We start from the raw sequence: 18,536 nt of genomic DNA on the forward strand, positions 1-18,536 counted from the left end.
CGCCGGCCTCACCCGTCAGCCGCTGGTCAGGACGACGAGCTCACGGGTCGCACGTGTCATCGCCACGTAGCGGTCGACGGCGCCTTCGATCGCCATCCCGCCGCCGAAGCGATGCGGGTCCACGAGCACCACCAGATCGAATTCCAAGCCCTTCGCCGCGACGGGCGAGAGCCCCGTGATGCGGCCGGACCCCCCGGACCCCCGGGGGGCGAACCCCTCGTCGCCGATCACGCATGCGACGCCCTCCGCGTTCGCGGCGAGCCAGGCCCCGAGAATGTCGTCGCGCTCGCGCGCGTGCCCATGGCGCACCGGGATGCCGGTCCTCCGGATGGAGACCGGCACGTTGGCGTCCGGAAGCACGGCCCGGATCACCGGCTCGGCCTCCGCCATGACCTCCTCGGGCGTGCGATAGTTCACGGTGAGCCGCGTCAGTGTCACATCGCGCAGGCCCGCTGCCGTGAGCCGCTCCTCCCAGGCCTCGGCGAACCCGTGCCGCGCCTGCGCTCGATCCCCCACCACCGTGAAGCTGCGCGAGGGATTGCGCCGCAGGAGCATCTGCCAGTCGGCGGCGGTCAGCTCCTGCGCCTCGTCCACGACGATGTGCGCGAACGGCCCCGCCAGATCATCGCTCCGCGGTGTGCGCACGGCGGGAGTCGCGAGCGTGCGGCGCAGGTCCTGTCCGCGGAGCATCGACATGACGCGCATGTCGGAGTCATCCGCCGCCATCAGGTCGGCGACCACGTCGTTCATCCGGGCGCGCTCGGCGGCCGCCTCGGCCTCGGCCCGCCGCCGCCGGACCGACGCCTCCGGGTCCCCCACACGCATCCGCGCCGCGTCGAGCAACGGCAGGTCCGAGAGCGTCCAGGGCGCGTCCGCGGGCCGCTGCAGCAGCGCGAGTTCGTCCTGCGCGAGCCAGGGCGCGCACCGCTGTCGCAGCACCGGGTCGCTCCACAGGGCGCGCACGAGAGCGACCGGGTCCAGCAGCGGCCAGGCCGTGTCGAACGTCGCTCGCAGACTCTCGCTGTCCCCGAGCGCGCGATGGACCGCGTCGTCGCCGTCGTCCTTGATCAGCCCGTAGGCGTCGAACTGCTCGTCAGCGTCCACGCCTCCCGCGCGCTCGCCGTCCCCCGGCCACGCAGCGCTCTCGGCGCGGCGCTCGTCGTCCCATGCCGTCGTGCCCGCGTCGCCCCATCCCTCGTCACCCCATCCCCCTTCGCCCCATCGGTCGTCCGGCGCGGAGCCGTCCCATCCGTCATCGGCGGTCGGCGCCGTGCGCATGCGATCGGCGAGGATGCCGAGCAGTGCGTCCCACGCCTGCTCGCGCGCTTCGTTGTGGGAGGCGGCGGGGTCCATGGCGCCGAACGCCTCGGCCCAGTCGGCGGCGGATACGCGCAGGTCGCCCCATGCCGTCTCTCCGACCATCCCCTGCGCCGGCGGGCGTTCGCGCAGGCGCACGGCCGCATCGACGGCATCCGACAGGGCGGGCGAGGCCTTCAGCCGAGCGACCCGGGGGTCGCTCTCCTCACCGGCCGCGACGCCCTCCGGCACGAGGTCGGCGAGGGTCGCCATCCGCACCCCCTCCTCGCCCAGCCCCGGCAGCACATCGGCCACGTAGTCGGTGTAGGCGCGCGACGGGCCGACGAACAGCACGCCGCCGCGGCCGTCCCGCAGGCGCGGATCGGCGTACAGCAGGTACGCGGCACGGTGCAGCGCCACGACCGTCTTGCCGGTGCCGGGTCCGCCGTCGACGACGAGCGTGCCGTGGGATCCGGCGCGGATGATCGCATCCTGATCGGACTGGATCGTGCCGAGCACGTCGCGCATGCGCGGCGACCGGGTGGTGCCCAGGCTCGCGAGGAACGCCGAGTGGTCGTCGAGCGCCGCGGTCGCCGACAGCGCCTCGCGCGTGAACGCCTCGTCCCAGTAGTCGACGATGCGTCCACCGCTCCATCGGTAGCGTCGGCGTGTGACGAGCCCCATGGGATCGGCGTGCGTCGCGCCGAAGAACGGCTCGGCGGCGGGTGCCCGCCAGTCGACCAGCAGCTGCTCGCCGTCCTCGTCGGTGAGAGCGACACGTCCGATGTACAGCACGCCGTGTGCGCTCACGATGCGGCCCAGGCACAGGTCGAGCCCGAAGCGCCGCAGCACCCGCAGCCGGGCCGTGAGGCGATGGATCTCGAGGTCGCGGTCGAGGGCGGCCTGCCCGTGCCCGGCGGGCGCGCGGCGCTGGGCGTCGAGCCGTGCCTCGAGTGCGGCGATCTGACGCTCGAGGCTCCAGCCGATGCGCGCGAACTGCGCGACGTCGTCGGTGATCAGGGCCGGGTCGGCCTTGGCGGGATGGGCGTCGAGCGAGAACGGAATGGGGTGCGGCAAGGAGGCTCCTACGGGCGGGGTGAACGCGCCATTCTGCCCCGCGACCGGGGCCTTGCGGCAAGAGGGGTGTCCCCGCGTATCCTGGAGATGCGGGAGGATCTCGTCGTTCTCCGGCACCCTGCGCATCGATTCTGAGAGCGTCCGGCTTCGGATGCGCAACCCCCTTCGTCGCGTCGATCGCCGCGCCTAGCGTGGTCCGAAATCGACCGCAGACAGAAGGAGTGATGGTCATGGCGAACCAGCCCGACAGCCCGGTCCGCGACGTGAACTACAACCTGATCGCGCTGCTGGAGGCGTCGCTCAAGAACGCCTGGCAGATGGAGCAATACATCCAGGATGCCGAGCGTGAGGGCGACACGGAGCTGGCCGAGTGGTTCCGCAAGGTGCAGCACAACAGCATCAAGGCGGGCGAGCAGGGCAAGCAGCTGCTCATGCAGCGCCTCAGCCGCGACGCCGGCTGACGCCCGACCGTCGAGGCCCGGCCGGGGCGGCCCGGGCGGGCCTCGCCGTGCCGCGTGGCCCTCGTAGGATGACGGTCATGCCCGTCTTCGATCACCTCGGAATCACCGTCGACGATGTCCCCCGCGGTATCGCGCAGTTCGACCCGATCATGCAGGCGCTCGGCTTCGAGCGGACCGATGGCGACGGATCCGTCTCGTGGTGGAAGGACGGCGAGACCGAGCTCATCCTGATGCCGCCGCGCGAGGAGGGCACCGGCCCGCACGTGCACGGTCGTGTCGGCTGGCAGCACCTGGCGTTCGCGGTCGACTCGCGCGCCGAGGTGGATCGCTTCCACGACACCGCCCTCCAGGCGGGGTGGACTGTGGTGCGCGACCCCAAGGAGTACCCGCGGTTCACCGACCGCTACTACGCCTCCTTCGTCGAGAACGCCGACGGCATCCGCATCGAGTTCATGCACAACCCGCCGCGCGAGTCCGCGGGCTGAACCGCCCCCGGCGTGCCCCGACCCCGGCGGGCGTGCCCCGCCCCGCCCCGCCCCGCCGAGTGCACACCAATGTGCGTGTGTACTCGGGCCACAGCCCCCGGATCCTCGGCCCCGCGGGCGTGCCCCGGGCTCCGCGCGAGTACACACCAATGTGCGTGTGCACTCGGGCCACTGCCCCCGGACCCTCGGCCCCGGCGGGCGTGCTCCGGGCTCCGGGCTCCGGGCTCGGGGCTCGGGCTCGGGGCTCGGGGCTCGGGGCTCGGGGCTCGGGGCTGGGGGCTGGGGGCTGGGGGCTGGGGGCTGGGGCGAGTACACACCAATGTGCGTGTGTATTCGGGCCGCAGGCTCAGCCGATGAGCTCGGCGGCGCGGCGCAGGTCGGCAACGAGTCCGTCGGTCGCCCTCTGTCGGTCGCCGTGGTCGCGCAGCCGCAGGATGCTCGACGGATGCGACGTGACGACCGTCGGTGTGGCGGATGGATCAGCCGACTCGAGCACCATGCCGCGCACCTCGCCGATCTTGACGGCCGTTCCCAGGACAGAGCGCGCGGCCGTCGCGCCCAGCGCAACGATCACGCTGGGCCGCACGAGCGCGATCTCGGCTTCGAGCCAAGGCCGGCACGCGGTCACATGACCGACCGCGGGCTTCTCGTGGATGCGTCGCTTGCCGCGGCGTTCGAAGCGGAAGTGCTTGACGGCATTCGTGCGGTAGACCTGCTCCCCGTCGACGCCGGCGGCCGCGAGGGCCTCATCGAGAACATGCCCCGCTGGCCCGACGAACGGCTCGCCCTCGAGATCCTCCCGGTCGCCCGGCTGCTCTCCGACGAGCATCATCCGCGCGTCGCCCGCGCCCCGCGAGAACACGACCTGCGTGGCATCCCGCCACAGCTCACACCCGCGGCACTCCTCGGCGGCACCGCGCAGCTCGTCCAACGCGGCGCCTTCGGGCACCCAGTGCTCGGCGCCCGGCCGCTCCCCGTCCTCCGCCATGGGGCCATCGTGTCGCGCGCGATCCCGGCGCGCGAGTGGCTTGACTTCGTCTCGGCAGAAACGACAGAGGGCCCCGCCTCACGGCAAGACCCTCTGCATTCGGTCGGGCTGACAGGATTTGAACCTGCGACCCCTTGACCCCCAGGCGTCCAAACGGCTTCGGCCTGCCCGGATTCCGCGTGATTCCGGGCGTCAGATCATGCAGAACACGTCACGGGATGCATGGATTGCATGATTCTGGTCCCCTTCTGGTCCCCCTCGTAGGCAAGCTCAGTTCGCGGCCAGAGCCGCGAGAGGCGCTACGGCGGCGTGGAACCTGTTGCCCACGAGCAGCACGACGATCTTGTGTCTGGCTCTGGAGAAGACCACGTAGAGGAGCCGACTTGTTGTGGGGAACGGTTCTGATTCGTAGCCCATGAAGTCTCCCTCCCGCAACACCACGACGGTTGCGTCGGCCTCGCGTCCCTTCGTCTGGTAGAGGTTCATTAGTTGAACCTCTCGCGGGCTCAGCGCCGAGTCCGTGAGCGCCGCGTAACTCGCCTCACGAGCTTCCGCACAGATCGCTGCAACCATCTGACGGTCATCGCGGGCGCTGCTCGTGCGTGCCGCTCGCGCGTACATCACCGAGAGCAGGGTTGCTGCTTGCTGCCAGGCGCCCGACTTCTGCGGTAGCCCGAGCGCGTCGTGTGCCGTCGCCGCTACCTCGATTACCTCCCGAATGGACCCCGCCTCGGAGAGACGCTCTCGAAGAGCGCTCAGGCGAGCTTGCAGGGTCGTGGGGCCTGAACCGTTCATCACCTGGTACGCGATGGGGGGCGCCTTCTGCCCACGTTGCGCGCTCGTCAGGAACACGGCTATCGCTTCGAGAACAATTCCCCAGGTGCCATCGCCGGTGTGGAATCGCGCCATCGCAGTCTGGGCGTCGAGGGCGGCGGCGAGCGCGTCACTGAGACCGGCAACTTCATGTTCGATCCCGTCGGCTTCAAGTGCATCCGAGAGAGCCGCGAGCATGTCGTTATGGTGCGTGAATACTGCCACGCCCATATCTTTCGCGGCTAACTCGCTAACGACCCGTGCGACGTGACTGGTCTCGTCGGAGAGTGGTATTCCGTCTTGGATGACCAGTCTTTCGTCCTGGATGGCGGCCGCGATGGCCTCTGAGTCGAACAGGCGTCCCCTGATGGCGTTGGCGACGGCCGGGATGATCCCGGAGGGGTCTCGGAAGGAGGTTTCTGGCAGCAGGATGGTGTTCTCTGTCCCAGCGGCCGAGCAGGCTTCATCGATGCGCTCCACTCTGACGCCGTCTTCGGCGAGGAACGTGTAGATGCACTGGTTCGGGTCGCCGAGCAGTATCAGCCTGCTGTCGCGGGCAATCAGCTGAAGGAGGTCTTGCTGCGCATCGCCGGTGTCCTGAAATTCGTCGACGATTACGAGGCCCCATCGGGTGCGAAGGTGTTCTGCGACAGCAGGTGCGGCCTGAGCGATTTCGAGTGTGAGCGGGATGAGCCTGCTGTATCCGATCTCGTGCTGGGCCAGCCCGAGCTTCTCGCGAGCGGGGCTGACGAGGACGGCGTCGCCGTGTCCGACCAGATTCCCGAATCTCCGGACCACGGAGAACGCGAGCGAGTGGAACGTCATGATGTCCACCTGGGAGCCTCGGCGGCCGAGAATCTCGTTTGCGCGGGAGGCTATGCGCGCCACCGAGGAACGAGAGAACGAGAGGAACAGGACCCGATCGTGGGGTTCGCTTTCTGCTACTCGTTCAAGATGGGCGTGAGCTGCGGCGAGCGCGCTGGTCGTCTTTCCGACACCCGCTCCGCCGAGCACGACAGTGAGTTCGGCCTGCGTCGCTACGACTCGCTGCTGCTCCGGGTTCTGCGGGGCGAATGTCATGGTAGATCAGGGATGTCGATGCGTCCGAGCGTATCGCCGCAGACTGCTTCGATCGCGGACCGCGCGATCGGCGGCTGTCGTGTCAGTGCGTGAGCCCAGGCTGCCCCTAGCCCCTGTTTCTTGATCACTTTCGTCGCGATGAGGTGGTCCGCGATGTCGTCGTCGCCGAGATCGGGTGGCAGGGCGGGCATGCCGAAGTCTTCCAGGGTCTCGACCGTCTCTCGGAGCTGATCTCCGGGTACGCCGCGGATGAGTGCGGCCTCCACGGCGGTGCGAGTGGGAAGCACGACGAGTTGTTCGATCATTCCTGCAAGGACTCCGACTGCTGGATCTTCGTGTCCTGGCTTGTCATTGTCGACGATCGCTCGGACGTGGAATCCGAGTTCAAGGGCGATCTCGGCAATGGCTGGGAGCCGGGTAACTCCTCCGTCTGACCCTGGCGGGGCGACCAGGCGGATGCCGTTAGCGGGGAGGCTGTGGTGCGGTTCGTTCGTCTTCCGGAAGAGCCGCGACGCGAGCGCGCCGTACCCCTCGACATCGAGCGGCCCCTCCAGGAGGACAACGGTTCTCGCGCTCAGCGCTGCGAGAAGCTGCTCCAGGATGAGCCTCCGGTTGACTCGGCCCGTCTTGTCCGTGACTGCAGAGAGCTGGTGCTGTCGTCTCTCGCCGTGGCTGACCGTGAGCCGAACCAGCTCACCGGGATCGAATGCTCGTACTACCTCAGGACGGCGCGTTGTGAGGATCGCTTGCCCTGCCGTTACGTGGATGAGCCGCGCCATGTGTTCAGATGACGATGCGTCAAGGCGATCTCCGAAGTCATCGCCGATGATGACGACGCCTGATTGTGCATCTCGCGCGGCTGCGATGGCTTCAGCGGCCGAGAGCACACTCTCGAGAGTCGACCCCTGGGAACGGACGGGAAGGGCCCCGGCCGCACCCATCGAGATCGCTGGTTGAAGCGCTCTGAGGAGGGCAGCCATAGAACCGTCATCCGCCAGAAAACTGATGTCGGCGGAGTCATCGATACCGAAGAGAGTCTGCGGTCCGGAATCAATGACCTTATCCAGAACGCTAGTGACCACCTCCGTCTCAGAGAACGACCCGGTTGCAGCATGGACGGCCGAATCCAGATCGGTGAGGGCGCTGTCCAGGCCACCAGGATCGGCATCAGCAAGGAGTGCTCTCAGGACTCCCTCTGCCCGCAGCTGGAGAGCCGGCGCGCTGTCAACGAACTGGACAGGCAGAGACTCACGCTCGATCCGGCTCGCCTTCTTGAACACACCGGCAGCGGGATCACTTCGCGCCGGGTAATCGACCCAGTGCTCGCCGGTGTCCGTATCGAGGTCATATCGTGCGCGATAGCACAGACGTACGCCCAGAACCGCGTCGCCCGCGTTGCTTGGCGTGGCGATCTCCCCGGTTGCCCGGTCGAACGTTTCCAGATTCTCGCTGAGAAGAGTTTCGAGGTCCTCCCCGAGGTCGAGGAGAGTCACCTCTACCTCCGTCAAGGACTCTTCATCGCCGTCAGCAGGTCGGTAGACGTCGAGAGGATTCACGCGGGACCGAGTACTGCGGGCGTCGAGAACCCGGCGCAGGGCCTCGACGATGTCAGTGCGGCCCGCCTGCGGCTCACCTGCAAGCACCATGTTCTCTGGCACCACGAGCGCTGCATGGCGATAACCCCGGAAACGTCCGATACGGATGCGCGCGACCCTCATTGGCTACTCCTTGCATACCCCCCGATGCAAGCTGAGCGCTCGGCTCGCAACGGGACGATGAGCGTGAATCAACGGACCTTCTCCCGCTCGGAACCGGCGGCTCCCATGCCTATCGTCCCACGGACTGTGGTCAGTACCAGGCGGCGACGCACCATGGCCGTCCCGTGAAGACACGCGACGACAGGTTCCGTACAAGCGTCCGAAGTGGCAGCTCGGCCTCGTTTCCGTCTGGTTCCGCAGTTCACGCGACCACGCGGCGTCGCCGGCAGGCTGCATGGTTTGCATGACCGTGGTCCCGTGCCTGGGCGCCTGCCCGCGTCGAGAACTGTCACGGCGTCACGGGCGCCTATGGCAACCAGTTCGTGCGTTCGCGCGTCAGAGGAGCTTCGGTTGATGCGCCTCGACGTGTCTCAGCCCGATCGCGAAACAGCGCGGCTACAGTTAGGACTGAACGACAGCTCTCGTCCGTTCGGCACCGAGGGCGTAGATCGCCGGACGGATCATCGAGACGAGGCTGGACATGGCTTACGAGCAGCTACCCATCGTGGAGGTCGAGCTGAGCCGGCTCCTGCTCGACCTGGAGAACTACCGCATCCCGACTCGTCGCGACGATGAAGCCGGAGCCTTGAAGTATCTGTTCGCTTCCGAGGACGTCCTCGGCGCGGCGCGGCTGATCCTTCGCGACGGCTACTTCGACAACGAGGTGCCGATCGTGATCGCGGCGGAGTCACGGGACGAGCCGCCTTCGTACATCGTCCTGGAAGGCAACCGGCGCGTCAGCGCACTCAAGGCTCTCTACGACCCGACGATCGTGCCTGGTCACGAAGCCGAGGTTCGCTCACTGCTCAAGCGGTACGCAGTCGAGGCAGAAAACCTCCCCGAGCGAATCCGCGTGATCGTGGCGCCTGATCGCGCGACCGCCGCCCCGCACGTTGCCCGACTGCACACTGGCATCTCCAAGAAGCGGTGGAGCCGCGACCAACAAGCAACCTTCTACTACTCACTCGTGGACGACCAGACGACTGTGGAGGACGTCAAGGCGCAGTACCCCGATGTCGAGGTCGCAAGGTTCATGAAGATGGCTGTGATGCGACGCTTCCTTGCCGCTGCGCCATTCTCCGATCACACCCTCCGGCAGTACGCCGCCAGCGACGACTTGGCGATGTCGGCCTTTGAGTACGCGTACCGAAGTAAGGACATCGCGGCTGCGATCGGGGTGGAGTTCGATAGAGACGGCATGTTGCTTCCTCGGTCCTCAACTCCCGAAAAGATCGCGTCGAAACTTCCAAAGAAGAAGCTCGGTGCATTGGAGTATCTAGTCGGGGAGTTTCGCGCTGGAAGGCTCAACACCCGCTCTCCGGAGCTCAAGAAGCGTGATGACGCCTACCAGCCGTTCGTGGACCGTCTCAACCGTGTACCCACTACAGCAACGCCGACACCATCACCCGCCGCGCCCGCACCACCGACTCCGCCTGGACCGTCGCAAGGTGTCAGCCACGGAATGCCTCCAAGCGGTCCCGGTAGCGCGACCGGCGGGGCAACGCCACCCCAGCCTGAGCCTCCGAGCGGAGCAGGAAGCCGTGGACCGAACCATCCAGACACAAAGGACACGCTCGATCTGTCTGGCCTCGACTACGAGAACGCACCACTGAACCTCAAACTGCGCTACTTCGAGCTACGACGGATCAACCTGGGAAACTTGCCTATCGCGTCCGCGATCCTATTGCGCTCTGTTCTCGAAGCCACCATCAAGGTCCATTTCGAGGGCTCTGCAACGCCCGCGACAGGCGAGTTGAGTGCGGTTTTCAAAGTGGTCGCGCAAACCTATGGCTCGGAGAAGACTCTCAAATCGACCATCGGCGCCATACAGTCGGGAAACGCCCACAAACATGGCTCTATCCAGTGGTTCAATCTCATCGCGCACAGCGCAGATGCGTCAGTGACCGCAGAGGACGTTCGGCAGGCGTGGAAGGTGGTCAATCCGCTGCTCAGGCGCTTGTTGCGTCCGCCATTACAGTCTGCCCCTGCAACGCCTTGACCACACCGGCGACCGCGGGCGATGCAACGAGCAGTTCTTCGGCCTGCCCCGGATACCGCGCGGAGTAGGTCAGTTCCAAGCGGCATTGGAAGTGCTCGCGATACAGCTTCTCAATCAGTGGAGCCGTGTCATACGTCATGAGCCAGTGCGCCTTCTCCACCGTATTGACGATCGCCGCGAGGGCTGTGTGATCGCGCCCGTCGAACGCGTTGAGGTAGAGCTGAGACCCCGCCTGAACATAGGGCGGATCGATGTACATAAATGCTCGATCGTCCTGAGCGTAACGCTGGATCACTGTCCTGCCGTCAAGGTCTGAGACCGTGATCTGATCGGCCAAGCCTCCGATCGCAGTCAATCGTTCGATGAGCGTTTCGCGATTGAAGCGGGCGTCAATCTTGTATCTCCCTTCCTGCCGCTGACCGCCGATAACTCCGGCATTCAGAATCCCTGAACGATTGGTCCTGTTCAGAAAGAAGAAGGCGAACCCGAGGCGGAGTGAATCTCGCTCATCGCGCGATCTGTATATCTCTCGCTGCTTCTGCCATTCAGCGATCGTAAGTGGGACGGACGCAACCATTTCAACGAAGCTGGCATTGTCTCCGACCGCAGATTTCCAGAAGGCGTACACCGCAGGGTCAATGTCGTTGATAACCAGTTCTTCGACAATGCCCTCACGGAGCAACGCAATCCCAGCTCCCACGCCACCGGCATATGGCTCGATATAACGTGCGCGCTCGACCCTGAGAGCATCGATGATGTCGCCAAAGAAGCCAGCGAGCGCCGCCTTTCCTCCCGGATAGCGGAGCGGCGAGAGCGTTCCGTACCGACGTGACGCGACAACCCGCAGCGTGTCACTCATCAGGACTCCTTCCCCGCTCGATGCGCGGCGACTCGACAGCGAGCCGAGCAGAAGCGCGCATCACCTCGCCCGAGGAACGCCTGATCGCAACGCTCGCAGTTACGCCACGCCTTACGGCGACGTAGCCGCTCATGACGCAGCGCTCGATCAACGTCAGTGAGGCCCGCGTCGCTCAGGCTCGTGAAGTCCTGCATGTAACGGATACTACTCGTAACGACATCACAGAGCCATCGACACGCCGAATCGATGCGGTACACCGTGAAGGGACGCGCCAACCGAATGCGACTGTGTCGTGGTCAGTGCCCTATGGCGCGGTGGGCTCGCCTGCGCGTCACCGCGAGGACGGCACCGGTTGCCGTTCGCGACGCTCCCCCGCACGGACACTTATGAGCTGGATCAGACTGACGGGGCCGATCCAAAGGAACTTGAAGGCGTTCCAGACGAACACCAGGACCAGCAGGTAGAGCCAACCGGGACCCCCGTCGTTGATGATCGTGGTGCAGATCGCCGCGGCGTAGAAGTAGACCCCGGCGAGCAGCATCGCGGGGACGCCCCACTTCAGGCCGCGCCGTGTGCGGATCGCGTTGAGCAGCAGGTTCGTGGGTGCGTAGCGGAGTACGCCATAGCCTCGTGCGCTGAGCGCCACGGACGTCCGGAGCATTGCAGGCCTCTTTCCTCGTCATAGCGCGACGGTGTTCCGTCGTGGAGGCGGCTATGAACCGAGTGCCCGCGAAGGGCCGTCCCGAAGGACCCGCATAGTTTGCTGAACCTGCCTCGCTACCGAGTTTACGACTGTCCTATGGCAGAGGGAACCCCATCGGCAGGCGGGCGTGTACCTCGTCGGTGACCTTGGAGCGAGAGGACACCGATCATGGCCACGTTGGCGGAGCAGGTGCAGGGTGAGCGGATGGCGCGGGTCGCGTTGTCGATGATCGCCGAGCCGAACGACCCGATCACGGGGTACGTCCTGGCCCGTCACGGCGGGGTCGAGACGCTGCGGCTGATCGAGTCCGACGACGAAGTGCCCGGCCTGGCACGCGCCGACACACTGATGTGGCGCGAACGACTGACGGCGCGGGTCACGCCCGGCCTGCTGGATCAGATGGCTCAGGCGGAGCGGCATGGATTCGGCACGCTCATCCCCGCCGACAAGGAATGGCCCGCCGGCCTGAACGACCTGAGCGATCGTGCGCCGTACCTGCTGTGGACTCGCGGTGCGGTCTCGTTCTTGATGACGGCGCTGAGCGATCGGGCCACGATCACGGGCGCTCGCGCTGCGACCGCCTATGGAGAGCAGGTCGCGGGCGAGCTGGCGGCGGGTCTTGCCGATGAGGAACGGGTCGTCGTCTCCGGTGGCGCCTATGGGATCGAAGGGGCCGCGCACAAGAGCGTGCTTGCCGCGAGCGGTCAGACGATCGCCGTTCTGGCCGGCGGGTTGGACCGCCCCTACCCGGCCGGGCACAGCGAGCTGCTGAATCGCATTGGGGATGTCGGCTTGCTGGTGAGCGAGCTGCCGCCGGGAGCCGCACCGACCAGACACAGGTTCCTGGCCCGCAACCGCCTGCTGGCGGCGCTCTCGGGTGCGACCGTGATCCCCGAGGCCGGTCCTCGGTCCGGGTCGATGACCACTGTCATCGCCGCACGCGAACTCAGCCGGGGCGTCGGTGCGGTGCCCGGCCCGGTGACCAGCGTCGCGAGCGCGGGGCCGAACGAACTCATCAAGCAAGGCTTCGCCTCGCTCGTCACCCAGCCCAGCGACGTGATCGACCTACTCGACGCCGACAGAACCCCGGACCGGACTGTGACGCGGCCCGAGGTCGGACGCGAGTTCGGGCACCGGCACCCGTCGCCGGGCACGCCGGGGCGCTCTCTCTGACGGCCGCCCTCGCTGGACGGGTTCACAAGCTCGGTGCGGGGCGTGATGTGGTCGCTGGCCGCACCGCATCAGCCGTCGTGCCTTCGTGAGCGATCGCCTGGGCGCGGTTGAGGGCGGCGCGGGCGCGGATGGCGTCGATCTTCTGGCTGGTGCTCTCCGGCGTCGGGCCGAGCGGGGTCCGGTCGTCGGTGATGCCGTAGCGGTCGCGGTAGGCGGCGACGGTGCGAGCGGCACGCCACCACGCCGCCTTCTGCTTGTCGCCCCTCGGAGCCGCGCCGAGGTCGGCCGTCCACGGCTCCTCATCGGTGAGGTAGCCGCGGAGCACGGCGTCGGCGCGGCCTTCGATCAGCTCGCGGCGCTCGTCCAGGGCTCGCCGCATGTCGTCTGCCATCTGCCCGCCGGCGTGCGGGATCAGTCCGACGATCAGCCTCGGGGCCTTGCGGGTGCGGCCTGATCCGGCGGGCCGGGCGGTGGCGCGTGCCACGCGGGCGTGCAGGACGGAGGCGATGTCATCGGCATCGTCCAGACTCCGCGCGGCGACCAGCCGCGGGAGCAGCGCGTCGAGGTCGTGGTGGTTGGCCTCGGCGTGACGCAGCTCGGCCGACAGCGCGCCGTAGGCGTCGGAGCCGAGCACGTCTTCGATCTGCTCGGCGGTGATCCCGGACGCGGCGAGCAAGGTCGCCCAGCGGTCGTGCTGGGCGGCTTGCGCGATCGTGTCGTACTCGGCCGCGAGCTGCGCGATCGAGCCCCAGCGGTCCTGCTCGGCAGCGACCGTCTCGTGCGCAGACAGCTCGGCGCCGATGTGCTGCAACACGCCGTAGAGGATCGAGCGAGCGGTGACGTTCGGGTTGTCTCCGGGATGCGGCACCGCGTGTTCTGCGTCCTCTCGGTCGACGGTGACATAGGCGTGGTTGCTGTGGGCGCCGCGGGTCATGGAGACGTAGAAGTTCTCCCGCGTCGTGGTGGCGGTGACGACCGCGTGCGCGGTGTCGGTGGTGACGCCCTGGGCGCGGTGCGCGGTGATCGCGTAGCCGAGGTCCAGGTGCTCGGCCACATAGTCGGCCGGCAGGACGATCCCGCCGCCGAACCTGCGCCCGGCCGGGCGGATGCTGACCGACCCGTCCTCGCGAACTCCGGTGACGGTCCAGCGGGAGCCGTTGCGGACCCAGGTTCGGCCGTTGCGGAGCCGCCGGTCGTTCTCGCGGGTGATGACCAGATCGCCCTCGGAGACCGCGGTGCCGTCGCGCAGCGGCAGTTCGCGGGTCGGGTTTACGGTGCCGTCGATGATCCGATCCGCCCGCGCTCTGGCGTTCAGCTCGGTGACGGTCGCGTGGGTCTCGGTCACCAGGATCGACGCCCGCCCGGCAGCAAGATCGGCCCGCCATTCTGTGTAGGCGGCGTCGATCATCGCTTCCTCGTCGCCGCCGGTGATCCGGCCGTGCTCGATCAGGGCGTCGATCGCCTCGGCACGGCCGTGGCGTAGCTGGAGCGAGGTGGTCTTCTCCCATTCGTTGGTGAAGCGGTGCAGATCGGTCAGCTCGGGGGCGTCATCGCGGGCGTGCACGAGCATGGCGAAACTGCCGCCGGCGCCGGGTGATTGGAGCTGGCCCCAGTCGCCGACCAGGAGGACTTTCGCGCCGGCCTTCTCGGCTTCGTGGGTGAGCCGATCCAACGACATCGTGCCGGCCAGGCTCGCCTCGTCGATGATGACGAGCTGCCCGGCCGTGAACGTAGTCCCGTACATGAGGTGGTTCTGCCACCACTTCGCCGTGTTCTCCGTGGCGATGCCGAGGTCATCGGCGAGGACCTGCGCGGCGACCGCCGAGGGGGCGAGCCCGATCACCGACCCTGTGCCGTGCTCCTTCTCCCACGCCCTGCGGAGCCCGTTCATCGCCGTCGTCTTCCCGGCCCCAGCCGGGCCGACCAGCACGTCCACGACCCGACCGGAGACCGCGATCGCGGCAAGGGCCGCGGCCTGATCCTCGCCGAGCACCCGGCCGCGTGCGTCGGGCTTGCGGGCGATCCTCTCAACCGTCTCCAACGGCACCACCGGCCCGGCCGTTGTGGCGGCACGCGCCAGGAGTCGGTCTTCGGCGGCCAGCAGGACTTCGGATGAGAACAGGGTCGAGGCGTGCGGCCGGAACCGAGAGGTGCCGTCCACGCGGCGGAACTGCAACGGGCTGGACGCCAGCTCCGGCGGCGTCAGCCGCAGCGAAGCGTGCTCGGCGGCATCGACCACGAGCCCGGTGATCGCCTCCCGGTCCTGGATGCTGGCGAACCGCCACCCCATCAACTGCCGGGATGCTTCGGCATGCAGGTTCCAGCGGGTCCAGGTCGAACGCTTCTCGCCCACCGTCTCCATCACGGTCTGCCCGACCTCGCGCACCACATCCAGCGGCACGTCGTCGGCGCGCAGCACCCGCCGCGGTGCGTCTGCGGTGGATGCGGTGAACGTGCGCGCCCAGCCGTTCGCGTCCCGGCGCAGCACCCGGCCGGCGCGCTGCCGCCACTCGGCGGTGAGGTCGGCCAGCGACCGGACCTGCTTCTCCGGCCTCGTGGCGAGCGTCGCCTGCGCCCGAAGTTTCAGCACCGTTCGCGCGGAGGGCTGCCTGCCGTGCTTGGCGACGTACCCGGCGATGAGGCGGTCTTTCTCGGCCTCGATGTGTCGGGACCGGGTGGAGAACTCGGTCACCAGCTCGTCGGGCACGCCCTCGATTTCCCATGCCGGGTTCCGGTCCCTGCCCCGTTCGCGTGCTTCCCATTCGACGCCGAGGACGCGGGTGAGCTGGTCGGCCAGCGCGGCGTTGTAGAGCTCGGAGACTGCGACGACCACGGAGTGCATCGGCCGGCCGGCGAGGGTCCGCCAGCGGCCGTCCTGCACGGTCAGGACCTTGTTGCTGACGACGACGTGGGTGTGCAACTGCGGGTCGCCCGCACGGCTGTCGTAGTGATCGAATGCCGCGGCCACGACACCGGCGACGTCGACGTGCGCAACCGCGCCGTCCGGCCCGGTTGCACCGACGCGGGTTGCGGCAACCTCGCGTTCGAGGAACGCAACCAGCTCTGCAACCGCCGCATGATGGGCGTCCGCGATCAGGGCTTGGGTGCCGGCGTCCGCGACCGCCCAGATCGTGGAGACTGACTTGGGCACGCTGAATGTGAAGTCGTAACCGGCTACTGCGCGGCGGGTGCCGCGCTCGGCTTCCTCCGCCTCGATCGCGGCCACTTCCTGCGCTCGAGTCGCCGGCCCCAACTCGGGGTCGAGGGCGTCGACGCGCTGCTTGATCCGCTCGGTGATCGACGCGAACTGCTGGTAGGCGCGGCCCAGCGGCTCGCCCGTGATCGGGTCATGGCCCATCCCGACCAACAGCGCGAGCTGAGCTTCAGAGACCTGCCCTCCCTCGACCAGGTCGCCGTGCCCGAGACGACCCAGCCCCGAGCCCATCCAGAAGCCCGGCGGCGTGCCCGCCTCCGCGTAGTAGCGGGTCAGCGGCGTGCTCAGGCTCCGGTCGCCGTCGCCCGCGGCGATGGACTTCAACAGGTACTTGTATCCATCGCCCGCGCTCATCACGCGCATCGAAACCGTCACCTCGGCTGCTCCTTCCGGCCGCGCTCGGAGAGCAGGTGAGCCCGCGAGACCGGTCGCATCAGATGCGACAAAGCCCGAAACGGCCTCGTCTGAAAGACGTGTGATGGCTCGGTGGGCCGGCGAACGAGAGCTGGCGGCGCCGCCTGAGTCACGGATTCCGAAGTACGCGGGGGTGGTGCGCCGCGCGCGGGTCACGGCATCGGCGACGAGGCAAGCGGTGGCGGTTCGAGTGGTCGCGCACCTGGTCGCTGACCAGCCCGGTGGTGACCTCATGCGTGAAGTCCGACCGGGATCACCCGTCAACCGGAGCCCTCATGCACGACCCTCACGACCGGACTCGCCCACTCAGGGTCGGATCACTGTTCTCCGGGTACGGCGGTCTCGACCTCGCCGTCGAACACGCCTTGGATGGCGAGACGATCTGGTTCTCCGAGAACAACGAACACGTCTCCCGCATCTTCGCCCACCACTGACCCGACGCCCCCAACCTGGGCGACATCACCACCATCGACTGGCGCACCGTCGAGCCGGTCGATGTTCTCTGTGGAGGCTTCCCCTGCCAGGACGTCTCGACCGTGGGCAAGCGCGCCGGCCTCGCGCCCGGCACCCGCTCCGGGCTCTGGTCGTACATGGCCGCCGCGATCGACGCGCTGCAACCCCAGCTCGTCGTCATCGAGAACGTGCGCGGCCTGCTGTCCTCACCCGCCGTCCGCGCACCCCTAGAAGAAGACGACGATGCGCAAAGCAATCCCGACCACGCAACCCCCGGCGATGCAGCCCTTCGCGAAGTGGAACCCGACCCGTGGGGTCTGGGAGACCTCGCAGCTCGACCTCTCCGGGCAGTCGGCGCCGTACTCGGCGATCTGGCCGACCTGCGGTATGACACGCAATGGATCGGCCTACCAGCGTCCCTTGTCGGCGCTCCTCATCCCAGGCTTCGCGTCTTCATCCTCGCCCGCAGCCGGGGCACTGTTCAGGACGCCGCTCGCCACGGACTCGACTCGTGGCGGCGAGTCACTGGAACAGGTGAGGGCGAGGCGGGGGACGATCGCGCTCTCGCATCAGATCATCGACCTCGCGCTAAACGGGCCGGCTGGCTTGCAGAGCAAGAGCAGCGAACCCGAGATGCTGTGGTTCCTGATCGAGGACATCTTCGCCGCTGGGGACGCTACGCCCGCGCCATCGCCCGATGGGAGGATGTGACAGGACGAATCGCGCCAGCGCTGCTAGACAGGACTAGGGCGTGTTGCTAAATGGTGGTCTGAGGCGCGTCGGCGATCCTTGAGGTGTGTCGCGAGATGTCATCACGGACGAGGTTTGGGAGCTGATCCAGGACGTGTTCCCGCCTGTGCGGACGCGAGGCCGCCCACCTGTCGATCGTCGCACGGTGGTCGAGGCAACCGCGTGGCGGTTCCGGACCGGCTCAGCCTGGCGAGACCTGCCCGAGCGATTCGGGAACTGGAACACGATCTACAAGAACTTCCGCCGATGGGCGGAGGCGGGCGTGTGGGAAGACCTGCTCGCCCATGTCCAGAAGCGCGCGTCTCTTGCGGGCGAGATCGACTGGGTCGTGTCGGTGGACTCCTCGATCGCGCGCGTGCATCAGCATGGCGCGACACTGCCGCGGACCACAGGGGGCCGTGTCGAATTACACGTTGTCGGGACCGGAGCCGCCTGATCACGCGATCGGCCGGTCACGAGGCGGTTTGACGACGAAGATCCACCTCGTCTGCGACGGCCAGGCCCGGGCTCTCGCGTTCGTGCTCACCGGCGGGCAGATCGCGGACACGAGCATGTTCGGCTGCGTGCTCGACGAGATCCACGTCCCCGGTCGCGGCCGGCCGCGCCGGCGTCCTGACCGTGTGCTCGCGGACAAGGGGTATCCGTCGAAGAAGAACCGCGCCTGGCTGCGCGAGCGCGGCATCAAGACCACGATCCCCGAGCGCGACGACCAGATCGCGCACCGTCGCAAGAAGCAGGGCAGGCCGATCGACTTCGGCGACGAGCAGCAGAAGCGCTACAAGGGTCGCAACGTGATCGAGCGGTGCTTCAGCTTCGTCAAGCAGTGGCGAGGGCTCGCGTCCCGATACGACAAGACCGCCCGTTCATACGCAGCCGGGCTCTGCCTGTCCGCGGCCCTCCAATGGATTTAGCAACACGGCCTAGTACTACAGTCGCGTTTATGGCGTGTGTCCGCGGCGTAGATAATGGTGTCGTCGGGCGGTGTGTTGGTGTTTTCGGCGCCAGCGTGACCGG

13 protein-coding genes and 1 pseudogene are annotated in these 18,536 nt (G+C 67.6%); 7 read left to right on the plus strand and 7 right to left on the minus strand.

What is annotated here, in order from left to right:
• Window positions 1-15 precede the first annotated feature (15 nt).
• Window positions 16-2,373 carry a HelD family protein gene (locus tag ABTW64_RS10500; RefSeq protein WP_350622098.1) on the minus strand — a complete coding sequence of 786 codons (2,358 nt, stop codon included), beginning with the start codon at window positions 2,371-2,373 and terminating at the stop codon, window positions 16-18.
• A 230-nt stretch (window positions 2,374-2,603) separates the two neighbouring features.
• Between ABTW64_RS10500 and ABTW64_RS10505 the strand changes: the two genes are divergently transcribed.
• Window positions 2,604-2,834, plus strand: coding sequence for a hypothetical protein (locus ABTW64_RS10505; RefSeq protein ID WP_350622100.1), 231 nt, complete (start codon window positions 2,604-2,606; stop codon window positions 2,832-2,834).
• Window positions 2,835-2,911: 77 nt separating this feature from the next.
• Complete coding sequence (locus ABTW64_RS10510; RefSeq protein ID WP_350622102.1) at window positions 2,912-3,319, plus strand: VOC family protein; 408 nt, start codon at window positions 2,912-2,914, stop codon at window positions 3,317-3,319.
• Between the two features lie 346 nt (window positions 3,320-3,665).
• On the opposite strand, the gene ABTW64_RS10515 is transcribed toward ABTW64_RS10510, so the two are convergent.
• The 3 genes from ABTW64_RS10515 to ABTW64_RS10525 form a co-directional block, all read right to left on the minus strand.
• A complete protein-coding gene (locus tag ABTW64_RS10515; RefSeq protein ID WP_350622104.1) occupies window positions 3,666-4,307 on the minus strand; it encodes a UdgX family uracil-DNA binding protein in 642 nt (213 codons plus the stop codon).
• A 270-nt stretch (window positions 4,308-4,577) separates the two neighbouring features.
• Window positions 4,578-6,200 (minus strand): UvrD-helicase domain-containing protein, encoded by a 1,623-nt coding sequence (locus ABTW64_RS10520; protein ID WP_036542739.1) that lies wholly within the window; start codon window positions 6,198-6,200, stop codon window positions 4,578-4,580.
• The gene (locus tag ABTW64_RS10525) at window positions 6,197-7,918 is read right to left on the minus strand and encodes an OLD family protein (protein WP_051619731.1); all 1,722 of its coding nucleotides are present in this window, start codon (window positions 7,916-7,918) and stop codon (window positions 6,197-6,199) included. The genes ABTW64_RS10520 and ABTW64_RS10525 overlap by 4 nt, the downstream gene beginning before the upstream one ends.
• A gap of 520 nt (window positions 7,919-8,438) precedes the next feature.
• Between ABTW64_RS10525 and ABTW64_RS10530 the strand changes: the two genes are divergently transcribed.
• Window positions 8,439-9,956: a hypothetical protein gene (locus tag ABTW64_RS10530; RefSeq protein WP_350622107.1), complete on the plus strand. Its 1,518-nt coding sequence runs from the start codon at window positions 8,439-8,441 to the stop codon at window positions 9,954-9,956.
• Here the strand turns inward: ABTW64_RS10530 and ABTW64_RS10535 are convergent.
• Together ABTW64_RS10535 and ABTW64_RS10540 are read right to left on the minus strand one after the other, a co-directional pair.
• On the minus strand, window positions 9,907-10,815 hold the full coding sequence (locus ABTW64_RS10535; RefSeq protein WP_026529635.1) for a DNA adenine methylase: 909 nt from the start codon (window positions 10,813-10,815) through the stop codon (window positions 9,907-9,909). The genes ABTW64_RS10530 and ABTW64_RS10535 overlap by 50 nt on opposite strands.
• Window positions 10,816-11,146: 331 nt before the next feature.
• Window positions 11,147-11,476: a hypothetical protein gene (locus ABTW64_RS10540; RefSeq protein WP_026529636.1), complete on the minus strand. Its 330-nt coding sequence runs from the start codon at window positions 11,474-11,476 to the stop codon at window positions 11,147-11,149.
• A gap of 210 nt (window positions 11,477-11,686) precedes the next feature.
• Between ABTW64_RS10540 and dprA the strand changes: the two genes are divergently transcribed.
• Window positions 11,687-12,691, plus strand: coding sequence for a DNA-processing protein DprA (gene dprA / locus ABTW64_RS10545; protein WP_036542732.1), 1,005 nt, complete (start codon window positions 11,687-11,689; stop codon window positions 12,689-12,691).
• 22 nt (window positions 12,692-12,713) lie between these two features.
• Here the strand turns inward: dprA and mobF are convergent, their stop codons facing one another.
• On the minus strand, window positions 12,714-16,268 hold the full coding sequence (mobF, locus tag ABTW64_RS10550) for a MobF family relaxase (RefSeq protein WP_502892326.1): 3,555 nt from the start codon (window positions 16,266-16,268) through the stop codon (window positions 12,714-12,716).
• A 518-nt stretch (window positions 16,269-16,786) separates the two neighbouring features.
• Between mobF and ABTW64_RS10555 the strand changes: the two are divergent.
• The 3 genes and pseudogenes from ABTW64_RS10555 to ABTW64_RS10565 form a co-directional block, all read left to right on the plus strand.
• A pseudogene (locus tag ABTW64_RS10555) lies at window positions 16,787-16,921 on the plus strand (DNA cytosine methyltransferase); the annotation flags it as partial.
• Window positions 16,922-17,015: 94 nt separating this feature from the next.
• On the plus strand, window positions 17,016-17,483 hold the full coding sequence (locus ABTW64_RS10560) for a hypothetical protein (protein ID WP_350622110.1): 468 nt from the start codon (window positions 17,016-17,018) through the stop codon (window positions 17,481-17,483).
• Between the two features lie 85 nt (window positions 17,484-17,568).
• Window positions 17,569-18,433 (plus strand): IS5 family transposase gene (locus ABTW64_RS10565; protein WP_350622112.1). Its coding sequence is split into 2 segments (ribosomal slippage): window positions 17,569-17,913 and window positions 17,915-18,433, totalling 864 coding nucleotides; the frame shifts between segments, so codons are not numbered across the junction.
• Window positions 18,434-18,536 lie beyond the last annotated feature (103 nt).

Source organism: Microbacterium sp. NPDC096154 (assembly GCF_040302945.1).
Taxonomy (GTDB): domain Bacteria; phylum Actinomycetota; class Actinomycetes; order Actinomycetales; family Microbacteriaceae; genus Microbacterium.

Coding starts and splice junctions, on each gene's coding strand:
- ABTW64_RS10505 (WP_350622100.1), top strand. CDS start 2,604: ATGGCGAACCAGCCCGACAGCCCGGTCCGCGACGTGAACTACAACCTG.
- ABTW64_RS10510 (WP_350622102.1), top strand. CDS start 2,912: ATGCCCGTCTTCGATCACCTCGGAATCACCGTCGACGATGTCCCCCGC.
- ABTW64_RS10515 (WP_350622104.1), bottom strand. CDS start 4,307: ATGGCGGAGGACGGGGAGCGGCCGGGCGCCGAGCACTGGGTGCCCGAA.
- ABTW64_RS10520 (WP_036542739.1), bottom strand. CDS start 6,200: ATGACATTCGCCCCGCAGAACCCGGAGCAGCAGCGAGTCGTAGCGACG.
- ABTW64_RS10525 (WP_051619731.1), bottom strand. CDS start 7,918: ATGAGGGTCGCGCGCATCCGTATCGGACGTTTCCGGGGTTATCGCCAT.
- ABTW64_RS10530 (WP_350622107.1), top strand. CDS start 8,439: ATGGCTTACGAGCAGCTACCCATCGTGGAGGTCGAGCTGAGCCGGCTC.
- ABTW64_RS10535 (WP_026529635.1), bottom strand. CDS start 10,815: ATGAGTGACACGCTGCGGGTTGTCGCGTCACGTCGGTACGGAACGCTC.
- ABTW64_RS10540 (WP_026529636.1), bottom strand. CDS start 11,476: ATGCTCCGGACGTCCGTGGCGCTCAGCGCACGAGGCTATGGCGTACTC.
- dprA (WP_036542732.1), top strand. CDS start 11,687: ATGGCCACGTTGGCGGAGCAGGTGCAGGGTGAGCGGATGGCGCGGGTC.
- mobF (WP_502892326.1), bottom strand. CDS start 16,268: ATGCGCGTGATGAGCGCGGGCGATGGATACAAGTACCTGTTGAAGTCC.
- ABTW64_RS10560 (WP_350622110.1), top strand. CDS start 17,016: ATGCGCAAAGCAATCCCGACCACGCAACCCCCGGCGATGCAGCCCTTC.